This window comes from Nonomuraea sp. C10, assembly GCF_008017515.1.
In the GTDB taxonomy this organism is placed as follows: Bacteria; Actinomycetota; Actinomycetes; order Streptosporangiales; family Streptosporangiaceae; genus Nonomuraea; species Nonomuraea ferruginea.
Window position 1 is genome coordinate 611,084 of record NZ_VPFF01000003.1, and the last position, 16,486, is coordinate 627,569.

Sequence of the window (16,486 nt, forward strand, 5' to 3'; positions counted from 1 at the left end):
CCGGCCTGTCAGTCGTCCGGCGGCGCGTTCTGCGCGCGCTTGCGCCACATCGGATAGGGCAGGCCGGCCGCCCGGTTGATGACGAAGCCCTGCAGGACGATGACGAACACCGCGACCATCATGATCAGCAGGTGTTCCGGGGTCCGTATCAGGCCCAGCGAGACGATCAGGGTGGTGGCGCCGGCCGGCGGATGCGCCGCCTGGAAGATCGGCATCAGCCCGCAGGTCAGGCCGAGCGCGATGGCGCAGGCCAGGATCCGCTGCCAGTCGATCTTCTCCAGGTCGGGCGGCACGGCGAGCAGCCCGGTCACCGCCAGCGAGAACCATCCGGCCAGCAGGCCGATCAGGTGTCCGACCAGGGTGTTGTGCGGGGCGGACGCGGCGGCCAGCGGCGTGTAGAACAGCAGGAAGGCCGTGGGCCCGAGTGACGGGAAGACGAACGGGGCGTGGGTGTTGTAGGCGATGATCGCCATGAGGAAGATCGAGATGAAGCTGTTGACGCCCGTGTAGACCGAACGCACCGCCCACCTGGGATACCGGTCCTCCAGCGACTCCAGATAGTAGGGCTTCGCCTCGCGGGTCATACGTCGCTCCGCTTCCACCCCGGCCGGAGCGCCGCGGTGCCGATGTTCCGCGGGTCGCGGGCCCGGTAGACGATGTACGGCCTGAACAGGTAGTGCACGGGCGCGGTGAACGCGTGGACCAGCCGGGTGAAGGGCACGATCGCGAACAGCACCAGCCCGGAGATCGCGTGGACGCGGTACTCGATCGGCGTGCGCGCCATGAGCGCCACCTCGGGCTGGAACACGAAGAGGCTGCGCACCCAGGGCGAGACGTCGACGCGGTAGTTGTAGTGCAGCGTCGAGGCGTTGATCAGCGTGGTGGCCAGCCCGAGCGTCAGCGCCGCGACCAGGAAGACGTACATGAACTTGTCGTTGACGGTCGTGGCCAGGAAGACCGGCCCGGTGGTGCGCCGCCGCCAGACGAGCAGGGCGATGCCGGCGTAGGTGAGCACGCCGGCGGCGACGCCGAGCGAGATCGCCAGGAAGCTGTAGACGGTCTCGCTGACCCCGATCGCGGCCGTCCAGCTGTCCGGGATGAACAGGCCGAGCAGGTGGCCCATCAGCACGACGAGCAGCCCGATGTGGAACATCGGGCTCCCCCACCGCAGCAGCCGCGACTCGTACAGCTCGGACGAGCGGGTCGTCCAGCCGAACTTGTCGTAGCGGTATCGCCAGACGAGGCCGGTGACGAGGATCGCCACGGCGATGTAGGGCAACGCGCCCCACAGGAAGACGTCGACGGGTGAGATCACTTGAGACCCCCGGTGATGGCGAAGGGAAGCGACGAGGGGAGTCCGATGGTGTCCAGCCCGACCAGTTCGGGTCCGCCGCCGATCGGGCGGCGGGCCATCCGGGCGGCCTCCTCGGGGGTGCCGGGAGAGGCGCCGGGCAGCGTGCCGCACACCGCCTCCAGCAGTCGCGCGTACGGCGTGACGGCTTTGACCAGGGCGAACCTCAGCAGTTCGAGCCCGGCCCGGTGCTCCTGGAGCAGCTCCGTGCCGTCCTCGCGCTCCAGGGTCGCGTACTCCAGGACGACGGGCAGGTAGTCGGGCAACTCGTCCCTGCCCGGAGGCGTCAGGCCGTGCGCCCGGTAGCGCGCCTTGATCGCGGCGAGGGAGAACCCCCGGCGGCGGGTGTCGCCGTCGGTCCACCAGGTCAGGTGCAGCGAGCGGCGGTTGCGGACGTCGAAGACCGCCACGTAGTGCTCCTCGGCCCGCAGCGGCTCCAGGCCCGCCAGGTGCTCGGCGAACTCGGCGACGGCGGACACCGGCGGATGCGCGCCGGTCTCGGCGAGCGCGGCCCTGATCAGCGGCAGCCGGTCGAACAGGGCCCGGTCGGGGTAGCGCAGGCACATCCCGGCGGCCCGCCGCACCACGGCCACGCCGTCGGCGGACAGCCGGGGCCGCCGCGAGGTCCAGGGTGACTTCATCACGACTCTCCGCGCTCGCGCCGCTCGCTGATCTCGCCGGGTTCGGCGCCCAGGTCCTCGCCCCTGTCCACCTGACCGCCCCGGCTTTTCGACCGGTACGGGAACAGCCCCTCGGGGAGGCCTCGGCCGTCCCAGTTGAGCAGGTTGATCCGGCCCTCGTGGCCGGAGGTGTCGGCGGCCGACTCCGAGGTCTGGCGCTGCCGCAGGACGTGGAAGGTCTCCACGGCCTGCGGCGCCGGCCGGCCGGACGCCTCGCCGAACGGCCCCGACGACTCGGTGCCACCCATCCCCGGGCCGCCCTCGTAGTCGAGGCTGCATCCGCTCAGCGCGGTCTCCTCCAGGCTCCGTACGTCTCCGGCGGCGGCCGTCGGGATGACGTAGCGTTCCTCGTACTTCGCCAGGGAGAGCAGCCGGAACATGGCGTCCAGTTTCTCGACGTCGAAGCCGACCGAGGCGGCGATCTCCGGGTCGACCGGCTCGCCGAGGTTGATCCGCCGCCGGTGGGAGCGCATCGCGGCCAGCCGCCGCAGCGCCAGCTCGACGGGGGCCGGGTCGCCCGCGGTGAAGAGCTCGGCCAGGTAGGAGACCGGGATGCGGAGCGTGTCGATGGCGCCGAACAGGTTCCGGTAGTCCTCGCCGTCGTGGCCCGAGGCGGTGATCGCCTCCACCACGGGCGACAGCGGAGGCACGTACCAGACCATCGGCAGCGTGCGGTACTCCGGATGCAGCGGCAGCGCCACGCCGTAGGTGGCGATCAGGTCGTAGACGGGCGAGCGGCGGGCCGCCTGGATCCAGTCGTGCGGGATGCCCGCCGCCTCGGCGGCCCGCCGGACGTCCGGGTCGTGCGGGTTCAGGAACAGGTCGAGCTGCGCCGGGTAGAGGTCCTGCTCGCGCGGGGTCGCGGCGGCCGCCGGGGCCCGGTCGGCGTCGTACAGCAGCACGCCGATGTAGCGCAACCGGCCGACGCACGTCTCGGAGCAGACGGTGGGCTGGCCGACCTCGATGCGCGGGAAGCAGAAGGTGCACTTCTCGGCCTTGCCGGTGCGGTGGTTGAAGTACATCTTCTTGTACGGGCAGCCCGTGACGCACATCCGCCAGCCGCGGCAGCGGTCCTGGTCGACCAGCACGATCCCGTCCTCCACGCGCTTGTAAAGCGCGCCCGACGGGCAGGACGCCACGCACGACGGGTTGATGCAGTGCTCGCAGATGCGCGGCAGGTAGAACATGAAGGTCTGTTCGAGCTCCATGCGCACCTTGTCCTGGATCCGCCGCAGGACGACGTCGTCGCCCTCGTGCTGCGGCATGCCGCCCAGGTTGTCGTCCCAGTTGGCCGACCAGGTGATGTTGTCCATCCGCCGGCCGCTGATGAGCGAGCGGGGCGCCGCCACCGGGAAGTCGTCACCGGCGGGGGTGTCGAACAGGGCGTTGTAGTCGTAGGTCCACGGCTCGTAGTAGTCGCGGATGTTGGGCAGCAGCGGGTTGGCGAAGATGCTCGCCAGCCGGCGCATCCGGCCGCCCGCCTTGGGCACCAGCCGGCCGCGCGCGGTCAGCTTCCAGCCGCCCCGCCAGCGTTCCTGGTCCTCGTAGCGGCGCGGATAGCCCTGCCCCGGGCGCGTCTCCACGTTGTTGAACCACACGTACTCGACGCCGGGCCGGCTCGTCCACGTCTGTTTGCAGGTGACCGAGCAGGTGTGGCACCCGATGCACTTGTCCAGGTTCATCACCATGCAGATCTGGGCCATGACGCGCATCAGTACTCCACCTTCTGCGCCCGCCGCCGGATCACCGTGATCTCGTCACGCTGGGTGCCGACCGGGCCCATGTAGTTGGGGAAGAAGGAGAGCTGGGCGTACCCCCCGATGAAATGGGTGGGTTTGACGAGCACGCGGGTCAGCGAGTTGTGGATGCCGCCCCGCCGTCCGGTGGTCTCGCTCTTGGGGACGGCGATGACGCGGTCCTGGGCGTGGTGCATGTAGACCGTCCCGGCCGGCATCCGGTAGGACACGATGGCCCGGGCGACCACCACGCCGTTGCGGTTGACCGCCTCGATCCAGTCGTTGTCGGCGACGCCGATGGCCTCGGCGTCCTGCGGGCTGATCCAGATGACCTGACCGCCCCGCGACAGCGACAGCATGATCAGGTTGTCCTGGTACTCCGAGTGGATGGACCACTTGTTGTGCGGGGTGAGGTAGCGCACGGTCACCTCGCGCGCGCCGTCCGGGCCGAGGACGGGCTCGCCGAACAGCCGGTGCATGTTCAGCGGCGGCCGGTACGTCGGCAGGTTCTCGCCGAGCTCGGCGATCCAGTCGTGGTCCAGGAAGAAGTGCATGCGCCCGGTCAGGGTGTGCCAGGGCTTGCCGTGCTCGGTGTTGATGGTGAAGGCGCTGTACTGGCGTTCGGTGGTCTCGATGCCCGCCCATTCGGGGCTGGTGATGGTGGTCTGCGGGTGCGCCTGGGTGGCGGCGTAGGTGATGCGGCGGTCGGCGTCGGCGCGGGCGAGGCCGGCCAGCCCTTCGCCGGCGCCCACCTTCCGGGCCAGGGTGCGGAAGCCCTGGTCGGCGAGGCGGCCGTTGGTCGAGCCGGACAACGTCAGGATCGCCTCGCACGCCTTCTTGCCGGTGTCGATCAGCGGCAGGCCGTCGGCGGGGCCGCCGCGCGCGACGCCGTTCACCTGGCCCAGCAGCCTGATCTCGTGATCCACCTGGTAGGTGACGCCCTTGCAGGGCACGCCCTCGGACGCGGCGAGCGGGCCGAGGGCGCGCAGCTGGGCGGAGATCGCCGTGTAGTCCCGCTCGACGACGGTCACGCTCGGCATGGTCCGGCCCGGGACCGGGGTCGATCCGTCGGCCCGCCAGTCCCGCGCCGCGCCCGCAGGGTTGCCCAGTTCGCCTGGTGTGTCGTGCTGGAAGGGCGTGGCCACCAGGTCGTACCGGGTGCCCAGATGCTCGCCGGCCAGCTCGGACACGCCGTCGGCGATGTCGTTGAAGATCTCGAAGTCGGTGCGGGCCTGCCAGGGCGGCTCCACCGCCGGGTTGAACGAGTGCACGTACGGGTGCATGTCGGTCGAGTTCAGATCGTGCTTCTCGTACCAGGTCGCGGCCGGGAGCACGATGTCGGACAGCAGGGTCGTGGACGTCATCCGGAAGTCCAGCGAGAGCAGCAGGTCGAGTTTGCCCTCGGGCGCGGGGTCGCGCCAGCGCACGTCCCTTGGCCGGACGTCCTCCGGCGCCTCGGTGGCCCGCAGGTTGCTGAGCGTGCCCAGCAGGTGGCGCTGGAAGTACTCGGCGCCTTTGGCGGACGAGCCCAGCAGGTTGGCCCGCCACGCGATGAGGATGCGCGGCCAGTTGCCCGGATGGTCCGGGTCCTCGGCGCAGAACTTGAGCCTGCCCGCCGCCAGTTCCCCGGCGACGTGCTCGCCCGGGTCCCGGCCCGAGGCGCGGGCCTCGTCGGCTAGGTCCAGCGGGTTGCGGTCGAAGGTCGGATAGGAGGGCATCCAGCCGAGCCGGGCCGACTGGGCCAGGATGTCGACCGCCGTCATCCCTTCGAAGCGTCCCTCGCCGAGCGGCGAGGCCAGGGCGTCGGCGCGGAAGTGGTCGTAGCGCCACTGGTCGGTGTTGAGGAAGAAGAAGCCGGTGCCGATCATCTGCCGGCTCGGCCGTTTCCAGTCGTTCGCGGTGGCCAGCGTGGTCCAGCCGGTGAGCGGGCGGCACTTCTCCTGGCCGACGTAGTGGGCCCAGCCGCCGCCGTTGCGTCCGATGCAGCCGGTGATCAGCAGCAGCGTGATGAAGTTGCGGTACGTGGTCTCCGAATGGAACCAGTGGTTGGTGCCGGCGCCCATGAGGATCATGCAGCGGCCGTCGGTGCTCTCGGCGGTCATGGCGAACTCGCGGGCGATCCGGATGGCCGCGGCGGCCGGCACCGAGGTGATCGTCTCCTGCCAGGCCGGGGTTCCGGGCGAGGCCGCGTCGTCGTAGCCGGTCGGCCAGTCGCCTGGCATGCCGTCCCGGCCGACGCCGTAGCGCGCCAGCATCAGGTCGTACACGGTCGTGACCAGCGGCCCGCCGGGCGTCAGCCGTCTGGCCGGGACGCCGCGCTTGAGCACCGCCCCCGAGCCGTCGGCGGTGTCGAACCGGGGAAGCAGCACCTCGGCGCCCACGGCGTCGGGCAGGCCGTGCAGGGTGAGCCGGGGCAGGACGTCGCCGAGGTCGAGGTTCCAGCGTCCGTCCTCGTGCGACCAGCGGTCGGCGACGGAGCCGGAGGGAACGACCACGTCGCCGGTGGCCTCGTCCAGCAGCACGGTGCGCCATTCGGCGTTCTCGGCCGCGGCGTGCTCCCCGCCGAGGTCGGCGGCGCGCAGGAACCGCCCCGGGACGTACGCGCCGTCCTTCTCCTCCAGCCGGACCAGGAACGGCATGTCGGTGAAGCGGCGCACGTAGTCGAGGAAGTACGGCACCTGCCGCTCGACGAAGCACTCGCGCAGGATCACCTGGCCCATCGCGTGGGCCAGCGCGCCGTCGGTGCCGGGATGGGGGTGCAGCCAGTCGTCGGCGAACTTGCTGTTGTCGGCGTAGTCGGGGGAGACCACGACCACCTTCTGGCCGTTGTAGCGGGCCTCGACCATCCAGTGCGCGTCGGGCGTGCGGGTGACGGGGACGTTGGAGCCCCACATGATCAGGTAGGCCGCGTCCCACCAGTCGCCGGACACCGGCACGTCGGTCTGGTCGCCGAACACCTGCGGGGAGGCCACCGGCAGGTCTGCGTACCAGTCGTAGAACGACAGCGCCTGGCCGCCGATCAGCGACAGGAACCGGGTGCCGATCGCGTGGGACAGCATCGACTGGCCGGGGATGGGGGTGAACCCGGCGATCCGGTCGGGACCGTGCTCCTTGATGGTGTGCACATGGGCGGCGGCGATCATCTCCAGCGCCTCGTCCCAGGTGGTGCGCACCAGCCCGCCCTTGCCGCGCGCCTGCTGGTAGCGGCGCCGCCGCTCCGGGTCGCCCACGACGTCCGACCAGGCCAGGACGGGGTCGCCGAGCCGCCTGCGGGCCTCGCGGTACATCTCCACGAGGACGCCGCGCGCGTACGGGTAGCGCACCCGGGTCGGGTGGTAGGTGTACCAGGAGAACGCCGCTCCGCGCGGGCAGCCCCGGGGTTCGTACTCGGGGCGGTCGGGGCCGGCCGTCGGATAGTCGATCTCCTGGGTCTCCCAGGTGATGATGCCGTCCTTGACGTACACCTTCCAGGAGCAGGAGCCCGTGCAGTTCACCCCGTGGGTGGACCGCACGATCTTGTCGTGCGACCAGCGGTCGCGGTAGAAGACCTCACCCGCCCGTCCGCCCCGATAGGACACGTCCCTCAGGTCGCCCGAATAGACGCCCCGGCTGAAGAAGTCTCCGATCCGCAGGAGGGCCCCGGTGGCTCCCTCCTTGGGCTCCTCGGCCGTTCGCTCGTTGACCATGTCGTGTATCTACCAACGGTGACCGTGAGCAACCGATCGGAACCTTATGCGCAGAGTAATGACTCGATTCCGGAGAGTCCGTTCGGACGGTCGCGTTAGCGCCTGCCCGCGGAGGGCAGACGGCGGATCCACAAGAGACCCGTCCCGAGGGAGCTCCTATGAACACCCCCCGTACAGCCGGCACCCGAACCCCCGTGCAGTTAGCGGCACTCGTCACGGGAGCCGTGTTCCTGCTGGTCGGTGTGCTGGGGTTCGTTCCCGGCATCACCACGGACTACGACCAGCTCCAGTTCGCCTCGCACGACTCGGAAGCGATGCTCCTGGGCGTGTTCCAGGTGTCGATCCTGCACAACATCGTGCACCTGCTGTTCGGGGTCGCCGGCATCCTGCTCGCCCGCACGGTGTCGGGCGCCCGCAACTTCCTCGTCGGCGGCGGTGTCGTCTACCTGCTGCTGTGGATCTACGGCATGCTGGTCGACCACGACAGCGCGGCGAACTTCGTGCCGGTCAACAACGCGGACAACTGGCTCCACCTGGTCCTGGGCGTGGGCATGATCGCCCTGGGGCTGCTCCTGGCGCGACGCCGCCCGCACGCCGTCCGCTGACCACCCGCCGTTCCGGCCTCAGGACCCGGTCTCGCGGCCCCGGGGCCGGAACGCGGGCACCGCGCGCGACAGCACCCAGCCGACCGCGCCCACGACCAGCCCGACCATGACCCCGGTGAACACGCTGCTGCCGAACGCGAACGTCCGCATCAGCGCCTCCTCCGCGCCGGGCGACAGCCCGCCCGCCAGGTTGCCGCCCAGCCGCGGCGCGTCCTCACCGAACGCCGACGACCAGAGCAGCTGGTGGGTGATCGCCAGCAGCACCCCGTAGGCGCCGCCGATCGCCAGCAGCGTCAGGAACGGGTTCGGCACCCGCCTCCACAGCACGACGCCCAGCCAGATCGCGACCGGCAGGAACACCAGCACGGCGTTGACGACCGGGCCGACCAGCCCCAGATCGTGCGCGATCACCCGCGGCACGCCGAGCGCGGCCAGCCCCGCGACGGCGACCGGTGACATTCCGAGAGAGTTCGTCTTCCTCATCGTCCGACGGTAGGAGCACGGCTCGGCGCGCGGCGTCGCCCCGCGGTTGTCTCCCCCGTACGCGCCCGCGAGTACGGGAACGCGGGCCCCGTAGGCAGAAAGATGTACGCGCCTCTTCGGCCATGAGCAGGATGCGACGACCGAGGCCGCTCGACCAGGATCGGTGACATGACCACCGGCCTGCTGCTCACCCTGGCCGCCCTCGCGATCGTCGACAGCACCAGCTTCGGCACCCTGGGCATCTCCGTCTACCTGATGGTGGCGTCGGAGCGCGGGCAGGTGCCGCGGCTGCTCCTCTACCTGGCGACGGTGGCGGTGTTCTACTACCTCGTCGGTGTGGGCCTCATGCTCGGGTTGTCCACAGCCATGGAGAACTTCGGCGACGCGCTGCACAGCGAGGCCGCGTACTGGGTGCAGCTCGTGCTGGGCGTGGGCCTGTTCGCGCTGAGCTTCCGCTTCGACGGCAAGCGTGGCAAGGGCCCGCGGCTGGAGCCGCGGATGGGCGGGCCGCGGGCGATGGTGCTGCTCGGGCTGACGGCGGGAACGCTGGAGGTGGCCACCATGGTGCCCTACCTCGCGGCCATCGGGATCATGACGACCGCGGCGCTCCCCGCCGGTCAGTGGCTGCCGCTGCTCGCCGCGTACGTGGCCCTCATGTTCGTGCCGGTGCTGGCGCTGCTCGGGCTGCGCGCGACGGCCGCGGCCTGGGTGGAGCCGAAGCTGGTACGGCTCCGCGCCTGGCTGGCCAGGCACGCGGCGTCGGCGGTGGGCTGGACGCTGGGCATCGCCGGCTTCCTGCTGGCCCGCGACGCCGCGGCCTTCCTGTTCTTCGCCGGAGGGTGAGATCAGGCGCTGGCCGCGCCGTCCACCACCAGGTCGTGGCCGGCGACGAAGCTCGACCGGGCTTCGGCCAGCCAGAGCACGGCGGCGGCCACCTCGTCGGGGTCGGCGACGCGGCCGAGCGGCATCGACGGCGCGAGCCTGGCGTCCCGCTCGGCGGGGGTCTCGCCGGGCAGGAAGCTCATGGTCGTGTCGGTGGCGCCGGGGCTGACGGAGTTGATGCGGATGCCGTCGGCGGCGTACTCGAGCGCGGCGGCCTTGGAGAGCACGCTGACGCCGGCCTTAGAGGCGGCGTAGGCGGCCATGCCCGGGATGCGGCGGTGCGCGCCGATGTTGGAGGCCACGTTCACGATCGATCCGCCGCCGTGCTCCTTCATGTACGCGATCTCGTACTTCATGGAGTGGAACACGCCCGTCAGGTTGGCGCCGAGCAGGGCCGCCCAGTCGTCGGGGTCCAGGTCGGCGAGCGGGCCGGGGCGGCCCAGCACGCCCGCGTTGTTGACGGCGACGTGCAGGCCGCCGTGCCGGTCGGCGGCGGTGGCGACCATGCGGGCGCAGTCGGCGGCGCTGGAGACGTCGGCGGCGATCCAGTCGGCGGCGAGCCGCTTGGCCGCGTCGGCGAGCCGCCCCTCGTCCCGCCCGGTGATCACGACGGTGGCGCCCTCGGCCGCGAACGCCCGGGCGGTCGCGTAGCCGATGCCGGAGGAACCGCCGGTGATGAGAACGACCTTGCCCTGCATGGCAAACCCCTTTATCGAGAATGATCGGTCTAGAATTTGAGCATGAAAAAAGGCCGCGTCAGCCCAGCACGGCCAGTGCCTGGTCGGCGGCGTCGTCCAGCCGGGCGGCGCCGCCGGGAGTCCGGCCGAGCACCCGCATCCCCTGCATGAGCACCAGCAGCATGCGGGCGACGGCCCGCGGGTCCTTGCCCCGAGCCAGCTCGCCCTGGGCGCGCGCCCTGGTCAGGGCCGAGGTCAGCACCGTCTCCAGGTGGCTCCAGCTGGCCTCCACGAACGCGGCCGCGGCCGGGTCGCGCGGCGCCAGCTCGACCGCGGCGTTCACGACCATGCAACCCCGCCGGTCGTCGCCGCCGGACTCCTCCGCGTACGCCCTGATCAGCGCGCGCACGGCCGGCAGCACCGGGCCGGGCTGGGACAGCGCGTCCAGGACGGCCGGGTCCATGTTGTGCAGGTAGCGCTCCAGGGCCTTGAGGTAGAGCTCGCGCTTGCCGCCGAACGTGGCGTAGATGCTCGCCCGCGCTATGCCCAGGTGGGCCACGAGGTCGGCCATGGAGGTCGCCTCGTAACCGCGCTCCCAGAACAGCTCCAGCGCACGCTGCAGCGCCGCGTCGGGGTCGAACTCCTTGCTCCTCGCCATACCGGAGAACCTAGCTCTATCCAGAACGATCGGTCAAGTTGAGCAACCGGAGTGTGGCCTCCCGCTCATGGGCCGCCCCGATCCGCCCCCACATCTCCGCCGACTCGCTCAACGCCTCCCGGTCCCCCCGCAACCGCCCTTGGGCCCGCTTCAGGCAGGCGGCGGCCCACGCGTTCTCCTCACCCGCCGCCTTCGCCGCGGCCACCCGCTCAGCGGCATCCGGCTCCCCGCGGACCACGGCCAACTCCGCCACCGCCGCGATCGCGTACCTCCCGAACATCCCACCGCCACCCTCTGGACCACGCCCTGGGCCGTCCGCCGGCGAGGTGTGCGTCAGGTCCGCTTGGTGGATGGCGAGGCGGGCGTCGATGAAGGTGATCAGAGGGGCGTAGCGGGAGGCCGGGCCGATATGGCCGACGGCGATCGCGCGGGCCCGCCACGCCTGGCATGCCGTGTCGTCCCCGCGCAGGCCGTGGGCCAGTGCCACCATGCCGAGGGCGGGAGCCATCCACCGTCCGGGCGGGGCATCCACGCGCGCCTGGCCGTCCACCATCTCGGCCGCCCGCGCCAGCGCCTGGTCGAAATCGCCCGCGAGCACCAGCGGGGGCACCAGCCTGCTGCCGGCCAGCGCGGGATGGCTGCCCGTGACGTCGTCGTCCGCCGCCATCCGGGCCGCCTCCAGTGCCCCGTGCAGGTCGCCGACGGCGACGGCGAAGAAGGACGCGGTGTGCAGCGCGTCGACGATCTCGATACCGGTCCGGGGGTCGTCGCCGTCCATGGCGGGCAGCAGCTTGAGCCGCTCCCCCGCCAGCCGGTACGCCTCCCTGGCCCGTCCCCCGCGGTCGGCGGCGCAGATGACGGCGTCCAGCGCGGAGCTGGTCAGCACCGGGTCCCCGGTGGCCCGTGCGGCCTCCAGCGCCCGCCCGGCCACGTCCGGCCGTCCGGTGCTCCAGGCGCGCGCCGCCGCCACGTGCGCGGCCACGTACGGATCGTCCAGGTCTCCCGCCGCGGCCGCCTCCGCCGGCAGCGCCCGCACCCGCTCCTCCTCCGGCTCGTCGTCGAACCCGAACCCCGGATGCCTCTCGGCGATCACCGCCGCCCGCGCCAGCGCCACCGCCTCGGCGTTCCCGTCCCCGGCCGCCCGCGCCCTCTCCGCGGCGCCGAGCTGCAGCCGATACGCCTGCCCCGCACGCGCGAACGCCAGCGCGCACTCGGCGGCGTCGGCCAGATCCCGCGCCGCCTCCCCATCCCCAGGAGCCAGCACCGCCGCCTGCTCATAACGCGCGACAGCCTCCCGCAAAAACCTCCGCCCATACGTCAGCCCCGCCAACCGCCTAGCCAGCCGATGCGCCTCCCCACCAACGCCCACCACACCCGACCCGTCAGCGTCCGTGCCGGTTCCCCCATCCACGCCCACGCGAGCACCGGCACTCTCCCCCACGCCCGACCCGTCAGCGCCCGCGCCGGTTGCCCTATCCACGCCCACGCGAGCGCCCGCACTCTCCCCCACGCCCGACCCGTCAGCGCCCGCGCCGGTTGCCCTATCCACGCCCACGCGAGCGCCCGCACTCTCCCCCACGCCCGACCCGTCAGCGTCCGCGCCGGTTGCCCCATCCGCAGTCCCCGCCGCGAACGTCCCCTCGGGGGACGGGAGGGCGGCGGCGTCAGCGGTCGTCGCGGTGGCGAGGGCGGCTCGCAGGTCGTCGGCCACCGCGTCGAAGCGGCCCCACCAGGCGGTGTCGGGGTCGTCCGCGCGGGCGGTGGTGAGCGCGTCGGCCGTTTCGACCGCCCAGGCGAGGTGACGCCGCCGGGCGTCCGGGAGTTCGCCGCTCTCCTCCAGGCGTTCGGCTGCGAAGGCGCGGACCGTTTCCAGCAGGCGCCAGCCGCCGGCGTCGCGACGGTGGACGACCAGGCTCTTGTCGACCAGCCTGCCCAGCACGTCGGCGGCGGCACTCCGGCTGCCGCCCGTCACGGCCACCACGGCGTCCAGGCCGAACCCTCCGGCGAACACCGCCAGCCGCCGGAACAGGGCACGCTCGTCCGTCTCCAACAGGTCGTGGCTCCAGCCCAGCACGGTCCGGAGCGACCGGTGCCGCCGGTCGCCGCCACGCCCGCCCGCCAGCAACCGCAGGTTGTCGTCGAGCGCCGCCAGCAGACCATCGGCTCCCAGCGCGGCCCCCCGGGCGGCGGCCAGCTCGATCGCCAGCGGGAGCCCGTCGAGCCGGGCGCAGATGCGCGAGGCGACGTCCCGTCCGGCGGCGAACCCGGCGGCCCCCGCCCTGTCGAGGAACAGCTCGACCGCGTCGGACCCCGGCGGCAGCGGCTCGACGGAGACGACCCGCTCCCCGGGGACACCGAGCCGCTCGCGACTGGTCACCAGCGCCCGGGTGGCAGGGCAGACCGCCAGCAGCCGGTCCACGAGCGCGGCCACCGGATCGAGCAGGTGCTCGCAGTTGTCCAGCACCAGCAGCGCGCGCCCGCGCCCGAGCCGGTCGGCGATCGCGTCCTCCAGCGGCTGCCCCGGCCGCTCCGCCACGCCGAGCGCCGCGGCCACCGCCTCCGCCACGAACCCGTCGCGCACCGGCACCAGGTCCACGAACGCGCCGCCGTGTGGGAACGACGGCGCCGCCGCCCCGGCGACCGCCACCGCCAGCCGGGTCTTGCCCACCCCGCCGGGCCCTGCCAGCGTCACCAGGCGGGAGGACTCGAAGGCCGCGATGATCTCCGCGCGCTCCGCCGACCTCCCCACGAAGCTCGTGCGCGCCGCCGGCAGCCCCGCAAGCTCCCCCGTCCGGCTCTGCCGGGCGAGCGCGGCCAGCTCTTTGCGGTCGGCGGCACCGTGCTTGCGCAGCAGCGACGAGACGTGGCTCTCGACGGTGCGGACGGAGATGTGCAGGCGGGCGGCGATCTGCGCGTTGGTGAGGCGGTGCCCGAGCGCGGCGAGCACTTCGGCCTCGCGCTCCGACATCCCTCCGCCCGTCACGGCCCCATCATCGCCCACCGCGCCAGAACGGGTGCGGGTGGGCGGTGAATCCGTGGTGGATCCGTGGTCTATACGGATGCCCCCCGCGGGCGTGCCGCAGGAGCCTGAGATCAGGTCAACCACCGAAGGGACGCATCATGCTGACGAACATCGCCCACCGGATCGACGGCTTCACCGGTGCCGTGCACCTGCCGGGTGACGAGGGCTACGAACTGGGCCGGCAGTCGCTGAACCCGGCCGTCGACGCGCGGCCCGTCATGGTCGCGGAGTCGGCGCGGACGGAGGACGTGCGGGCCGCCTTGGTGTCCGCCAGGACGTGCGGGCTGCCGCTGGCCGTGCAGGCCACCGGGCACGGGACGCACGTGCCGGCCGACGGCGGGATCCTGCTGCGGACGGGGGCGCTGGACCGGGTGGAGATCGACCCGGTGAGGCGGGTGGCCCGGGTCGGGCCCGGCGTGCGATGGGGGCGGGTGCTGCGGGAGGCCGCGGCGTACGGGCTGGCGCCGCTGTCAGGGTCGTCGCCCGACGTCGGGGTGACGGGCTACACGCTCGGCGGCGGGGTCGGGTGGCTGGCGCGCAGGTACGGGCTCGCGGCCGACAGCGTGGTGAGCGCCGAGGTGGTCACCGCCGACGGCCGGACCGTCACGGCGGACGCCGACCGGCACGCCGGCCTGTTCTGGGCGCTGCGCGGCGGGGGCGGCAACTTCGGGATCGTCACCTCGCTGGAGTTCCGGCTCTACCCGGTCGACCTGGTCCATGCCGGGATCGCCTTCTTCCCGTACGAGCGAGCGGCCGAGACCCTGGCCCACTACCGCGCCTGGGCGGCGCAGGCCCCCGACGAGGTGAGCACGGCGGTCATGCTCACCACGCTGCCGGGCGGGACCGAGCGGGTGCTCGGGATCAAGGCCATGTACGCGGGAGCGTCCGAGCGGGGCGACCGGGTGCTCCGGCCGCTGTGGGAGGCGGCCGGGCCGGCGATCAGGGACGAGGTGCGGCCGGTCCGGTACGCGGACGCGGCCATGGGCGGCACCCCGGCCCGCTACCTCGACTTCTTCCACGACCTGCCGGACGCGGTGATCGGCACGCTGGTGGAGGCCGGGCGGCACGCCACCGTGGAGATCAGGCACTGGGGCGGCGCGATGTCCCGTCCAGGCCCGGACGCGGGACCGGTCGGGCACCGGGGCGCGGCGTTCTCGGTCATCGTGAGCGAGCGGCTCGCCGGCATGGCCGACGCGCTGTCGCCGCACGGGACCGGCGGCACGTTCCTCAACTTCCTGGCCGACGCCGGGCGGGTCGCGGACGCGTACACCGAAGCCGATCACGCCCGGCTGGCCGAGGTGAAGCGTACGTACGACCCGGACAACCTGTTCCGGCTCAACCTCAACATCGCGCCCCGGTGACGTCGTGCCCCGGGTCACGTCCTGCGACGGGACGTCCATCGCGTACCGCACGGACGGGGAGGGACCTGCGGTGGTCCTGGCCGGGTTCCCCGATCGGGCGGCGGCCCTGCTGGCGGAGCGTTTCACCGTATACCGCTACGATCGGCGGGGCACCGGCGGCAGCGGGACGACCGCCCCCTACGCGGTGGCGCGGGAAGTGGAGGACCTCCTGGCGGTCCTGACGGCCGTCGGGGGCACCGTGGCGCTGGCCGGGTGGGGTCCGGGGGCGGTCCTCGCCCTGGAGGCCGCCCGTCGCCTCCCGCCCCTCGCCTGTCTCGCCATAGCCGGCCTGGGGCCCCTCGTCCCCGCCACCTGCCCGGATCACTCCCACGCTGAGGGCCGCGCGGCCGACACCCACATCGAGGCCGCGCTGCGGCGACTGGTCTCCCACGCTGAAGCGCCGATCCCGGCGGATCTCGCCGCCGCCCGCTGGACGTGGCTGACGGTGCCGGTGCGCGTCATCGGAAACCCCGCGCTGGCGGCCGTCCTCTCCGAAGGCGTCCGGCAGGACGGCTTCACCACCTGAGATTCCCCAGGTCACCGGCTCCGACCATGCGGTCGCCCGCTGCTGAGAGCCAGCGTGACCCGAAGTACGCGGAGCGTCTCCTGGGCGGTGGGAGAACCCTGGCCGAGTGTCTCACTCGAAGAGCTTGTCCACGGAGTCGACCAGCGCGGCCCGCTGCAGCCATCTTTCCAACGTCTTGATGTCGGTGCAGGACATGATCCGATCCCGGTCGTCCTCGGTCACCCGGAACCCGCGCGCCTCCAGCACGACGAGCAGCCCTTTGGCCTCACCCCGGGCCTCACCCCGGGCCTCACCCCGGGCCTCGCCCTTCGCCATAAGGCTTTGTGCATATTCGCCCTGGTAGAGGTAGGTCTGTGTGGCCATGAGCCGCTCCATTCCTTTCTGCGCGTCCCCCGCCAGTGCCACGGTGACATACTCAGCGTAGCGTCCTGCCTTCTCCGGGTCGATGTGGTCCAGAGCTTCTGTCAGGGTGGCGAGAATGGCTTTGATCTGCGGGTTCTCACTATGGGTGATCGCAGCGATAGCCGCCAGGCCGATGTTGCCGACGGCCTCGGCTACGTCGGTGATGACGGGCGTGTTATCGGGGCCGATCACGAAGGGACGCAGGACCAGGCCCGGATGGCCGGTCTGGATGTGCTGGGACGCCCATGCGGCGACGGCGCGGTTGGGGCAGATGACGACCAGCAACGCCTGACAGCGGTCGCGGGCACGCATGTTGGCGATGTAGGCCAGCCACGTCCAGTGTTTGGTGTCGTCGCGCTGACGTTGCACCTCGGTGAT

The 16,486-nt window shown here is 72.3% G+C and carries 14 protein-coding genes; 4 read left to right on the forward strand and 10 right to left on the reverse strand.

The annotated features are described in order from the left end of the window. Positions 1 to 8 precede the first annotated feature (8 nt). From FR742_RS34375 to FR742_RS34395, 5 genes are read right to left on the reverse strand one after another with little or no spacing between them, the layout of a single operon-like run. On the reverse strand, positions 9 to 584 hold the full coding sequence (locus tag FR742_RS34375) for an HPP family protein (RefSeq protein WP_148035467.1): 576 nt from the start codon (positions 582 to 584) through the stop codon (positions 9 to 11). Continuing rightward, entirely contained in the window at positions 581 to 1,315 is a 735-nt protein-coding gene (narI, locus tag FR742_RS34380) for a respiratory nitrate reductase subunit gamma (protein ID WP_148035468.1), read from the reverse strand. Before narI ends, FR742_RS34375 begins: the two co-directional genes overlap by 4 nt. Then, positions 1,312 to 1,992: a nitrate reductase molybdenum cofactor assembly chaperone gene (gene narJ, locus FR742_RS34385; RefSeq protein WP_148035469.1), complete on the reverse strand. Its 681-nt coding sequence runs from the start codon at positions 1,990 to 1,992 to the stop codon at positions 1,312 to 1,314. The genes narI and narJ overlap by 4 nt, the downstream gene beginning before the upstream one ends. Beyond that, positions 1,992 to 3,743 (reverse strand): nitrate reductase subunit beta, encoded by a 1,752-nt coding sequence (narH, locus tag FR742_RS34390; RefSeq protein ID WP_148035470.1) that lies wholly within the window; start codon positions 3,741 to 3,743, stop codon positions 1,992 to 1,994. Before narH ends, narJ begins: the two co-directional genes overlap by 1 nt. Further along, on the reverse strand, positions 3,743 to 7,453 hold the full coding sequence (locus FR742_RS34395; protein ID WP_148035471.1) for a nitrate reductase subunit alpha: 3,711 nt from the start codon (positions 7,451 to 7,453) through the stop codon (positions 3,743 to 3,745). Before FR742_RS34395 ends, narH begins: the two co-directional genes overlap by 1 nt. Positions 7,454 to 7,611: 158 nt before the next feature. On the opposite strand from FR742_RS34395, the gene FR742_RS34400 reads away from it, so the two are divergent. After that, on the forward strand, positions 7,612 to 8,058 hold the full coding sequence (locus tag FR742_RS34400; RefSeq protein WP_148035472.1) for a DUF4383 domain-containing protein: 447 nt from the start codon (positions 7,612 to 7,614) through the stop codon (positions 8,056 to 8,058). An 18-nt stretch (positions 8,059 to 8,076) separates the two neighbouring features. On the opposite strand, the gene FR742_RS34405 is transcribed toward FR742_RS34400, so the two are convergent. Beyond that, complete coding sequence (locus FR742_RS34405; RefSeq protein WP_187281503.1) at positions 8,077 to 8,541, reverse strand: hypothetical protein; 465 nt, start codon at positions 8,539 to 8,541, stop codon at positions 8,077 to 8,079. Positions 8,542 to 8,709: 168 nt separating this feature from the next. Here FR742_RS34405 and FR742_RS34410 point away from each other — a divergent pair, with 168 nt between their 5' ends. After that, entirely contained in the window at positions 8,710 to 9,384 is a 675-nt protein-coding gene (locus tag FR742_RS34410) for a GAP family protein (RefSeq protein WP_148035473.1), read from the forward strand. A gap of 2 nt (positions 9,385 to 9,386) precedes the next feature. Here FR742_RS34410 and FR742_RS34415 read toward each other — a convergent pair whose 3' ends face one another. Genes FR742_RS34415 through FR742_RS34425 form a run of 3 tightly spaced genes read right to left on the reverse strand, consistent with a single transcriptional unit; the run spans position 9,387 to position 13,741 of the window. Next, entirely contained in the window at positions 9,387 to 10,121 is a 735-nt protein-coding gene (locus tag FR742_RS34415) for an SDR family NAD(P)-dependent oxidoreductase (RefSeq protein WP_148035474.1), read from the reverse strand. Between the two features lie 58 nt (positions 10,122 to 10,179). Then, on the reverse strand, positions 10,180 to 10,758 hold the full coding sequence (locus FR742_RS34420; RefSeq protein ID WP_148035475.1) for a TetR/AcrR family transcriptional regulator: 579 nt from the start codon (positions 10,756 to 10,758) through the stop codon (positions 10,180 to 10,182). A 16-nt stretch (positions 10,759 to 10,774) separates the two neighbouring features. Then, the gene (locus FR742_RS34425) at positions 10,775 to 13,741 is read right to left on the reverse strand and encodes a LuxR C-terminal-related transcriptional regulator (protein ID WP_148035476.1); all 2,967 of its coding nucleotides are present in this window, start codon (positions 13,739 to 13,741) and stop codon (positions 10,775 to 10,777) included. 137 nt (positions 13,742 to 13,878) lie between these two features. On the opposite strand from FR742_RS34425, the gene FR742_RS34430 reads away from it, so the two are divergent. Further along, the gene (locus FR742_RS34430; protein WP_148035477.1) at positions 13,879 to 15,141 is read left to right on the forward strand and encodes an FAD-binding oxidoreductase; all 1,263 of its coding nucleotides are present in this window, start codon (positions 13,879 to 13,881) and stop codon (positions 15,139 to 15,141) included. A 4-nt stretch (positions 15,142 to 15,145) separates the two neighbouring features. After that, positions 15,146 to 15,706, forward strand: coding sequence for an alpha/beta fold hydrolase (locus FR742_RS34435; RefSeq protein WP_148035478.1), 561 nt, complete (start codon positions 15,146 to 15,148; stop codon positions 15,704 to 15,706). A 111-nt stretch (positions 15,707 to 15,817) separates the two neighbouring features. Here the strand turns inward: FR742_RS34435 and FR742_RS34440 are convergent, their stop codons facing one another. Beyond that, positions 15,818 to 16,477 (reverse strand): hypothetical protein, encoded by a 660-nt coding sequence (locus tag FR742_RS34440; RefSeq protein WP_148035479.1) that lies wholly within the window; start codon positions 16,475 to 16,477, stop codon positions 15,818 to 15,820. Between the last annotated feature and the right edge of the window lie 9 nt (positions 16,478 to 16,486).

Coding starts and splice junctions, on each gene's coding strand:
- FR742_RS34375 (WP_148035467.1), bottom strand. CDS start 584: ATGACCCGCGAGGCGAAGCCCTACTATCTGGAGTCGCTGGAGGACCGG.
- narJ (WP_148035469.1), bottom strand. CDS start 1,992: ATGAAGTCACCCTGGACCTCGCGGCGGCCCCGGCTGTCCGCCGACGGC.
- narH (WP_148035470.1), bottom strand. CDS start 3,743: ATGCGCGTCATGGCCCAGATCTGCATGGTGATGAACCTGGACAAGTGC.
- FR742_RS34395 (WP_148035471.1), bottom strand. CDS start 7,453: ATGGTCAACGAGCGAACGGCCGAGGAGCCCAAGGAGGGAGCCACCGGG.
- FR742_RS34400 (WP_148035472.1), top strand. CDS start 7,612: ATGAACACCCCCCGTACAGCCGGCACCCGAACCCCCGTGCAGTTAGCG.
- FR742_RS34405 (WP_187281503.1), bottom strand. CDS start 8,541: ATGAGGAAGACGAACTCTCTCGGAATGTCACCGGTCGCCGTCGCGGGG.
- FR742_RS34410 (WP_148035473.1), top strand. CDS start 8,710: ATGACCACCGGCCTGCTGCTCACCCTGGCCGCCCTCGCGATCGTCGAC.
- FR742_RS34415 (WP_148035474.1), bottom strand. CDS start 10,121: ATGCAGGGCAAGGTCGTTCTCATCACCGGCGGTTCCTCCGGCATCGGC.
- FR742_RS34420 (WP_148035475.1), bottom strand. CDS start 10,758: ATGGCGAGGAGCAAGGAGTTCGACCCCGACGCGGCGCTGCAGCGTGCG.
- FR742_RS34430 (WP_148035477.1), top strand. CDS start 13,879: ATGCTGACGAACATCGCCCACCGGATCGACGGCTTCACCGGTGCCGTG.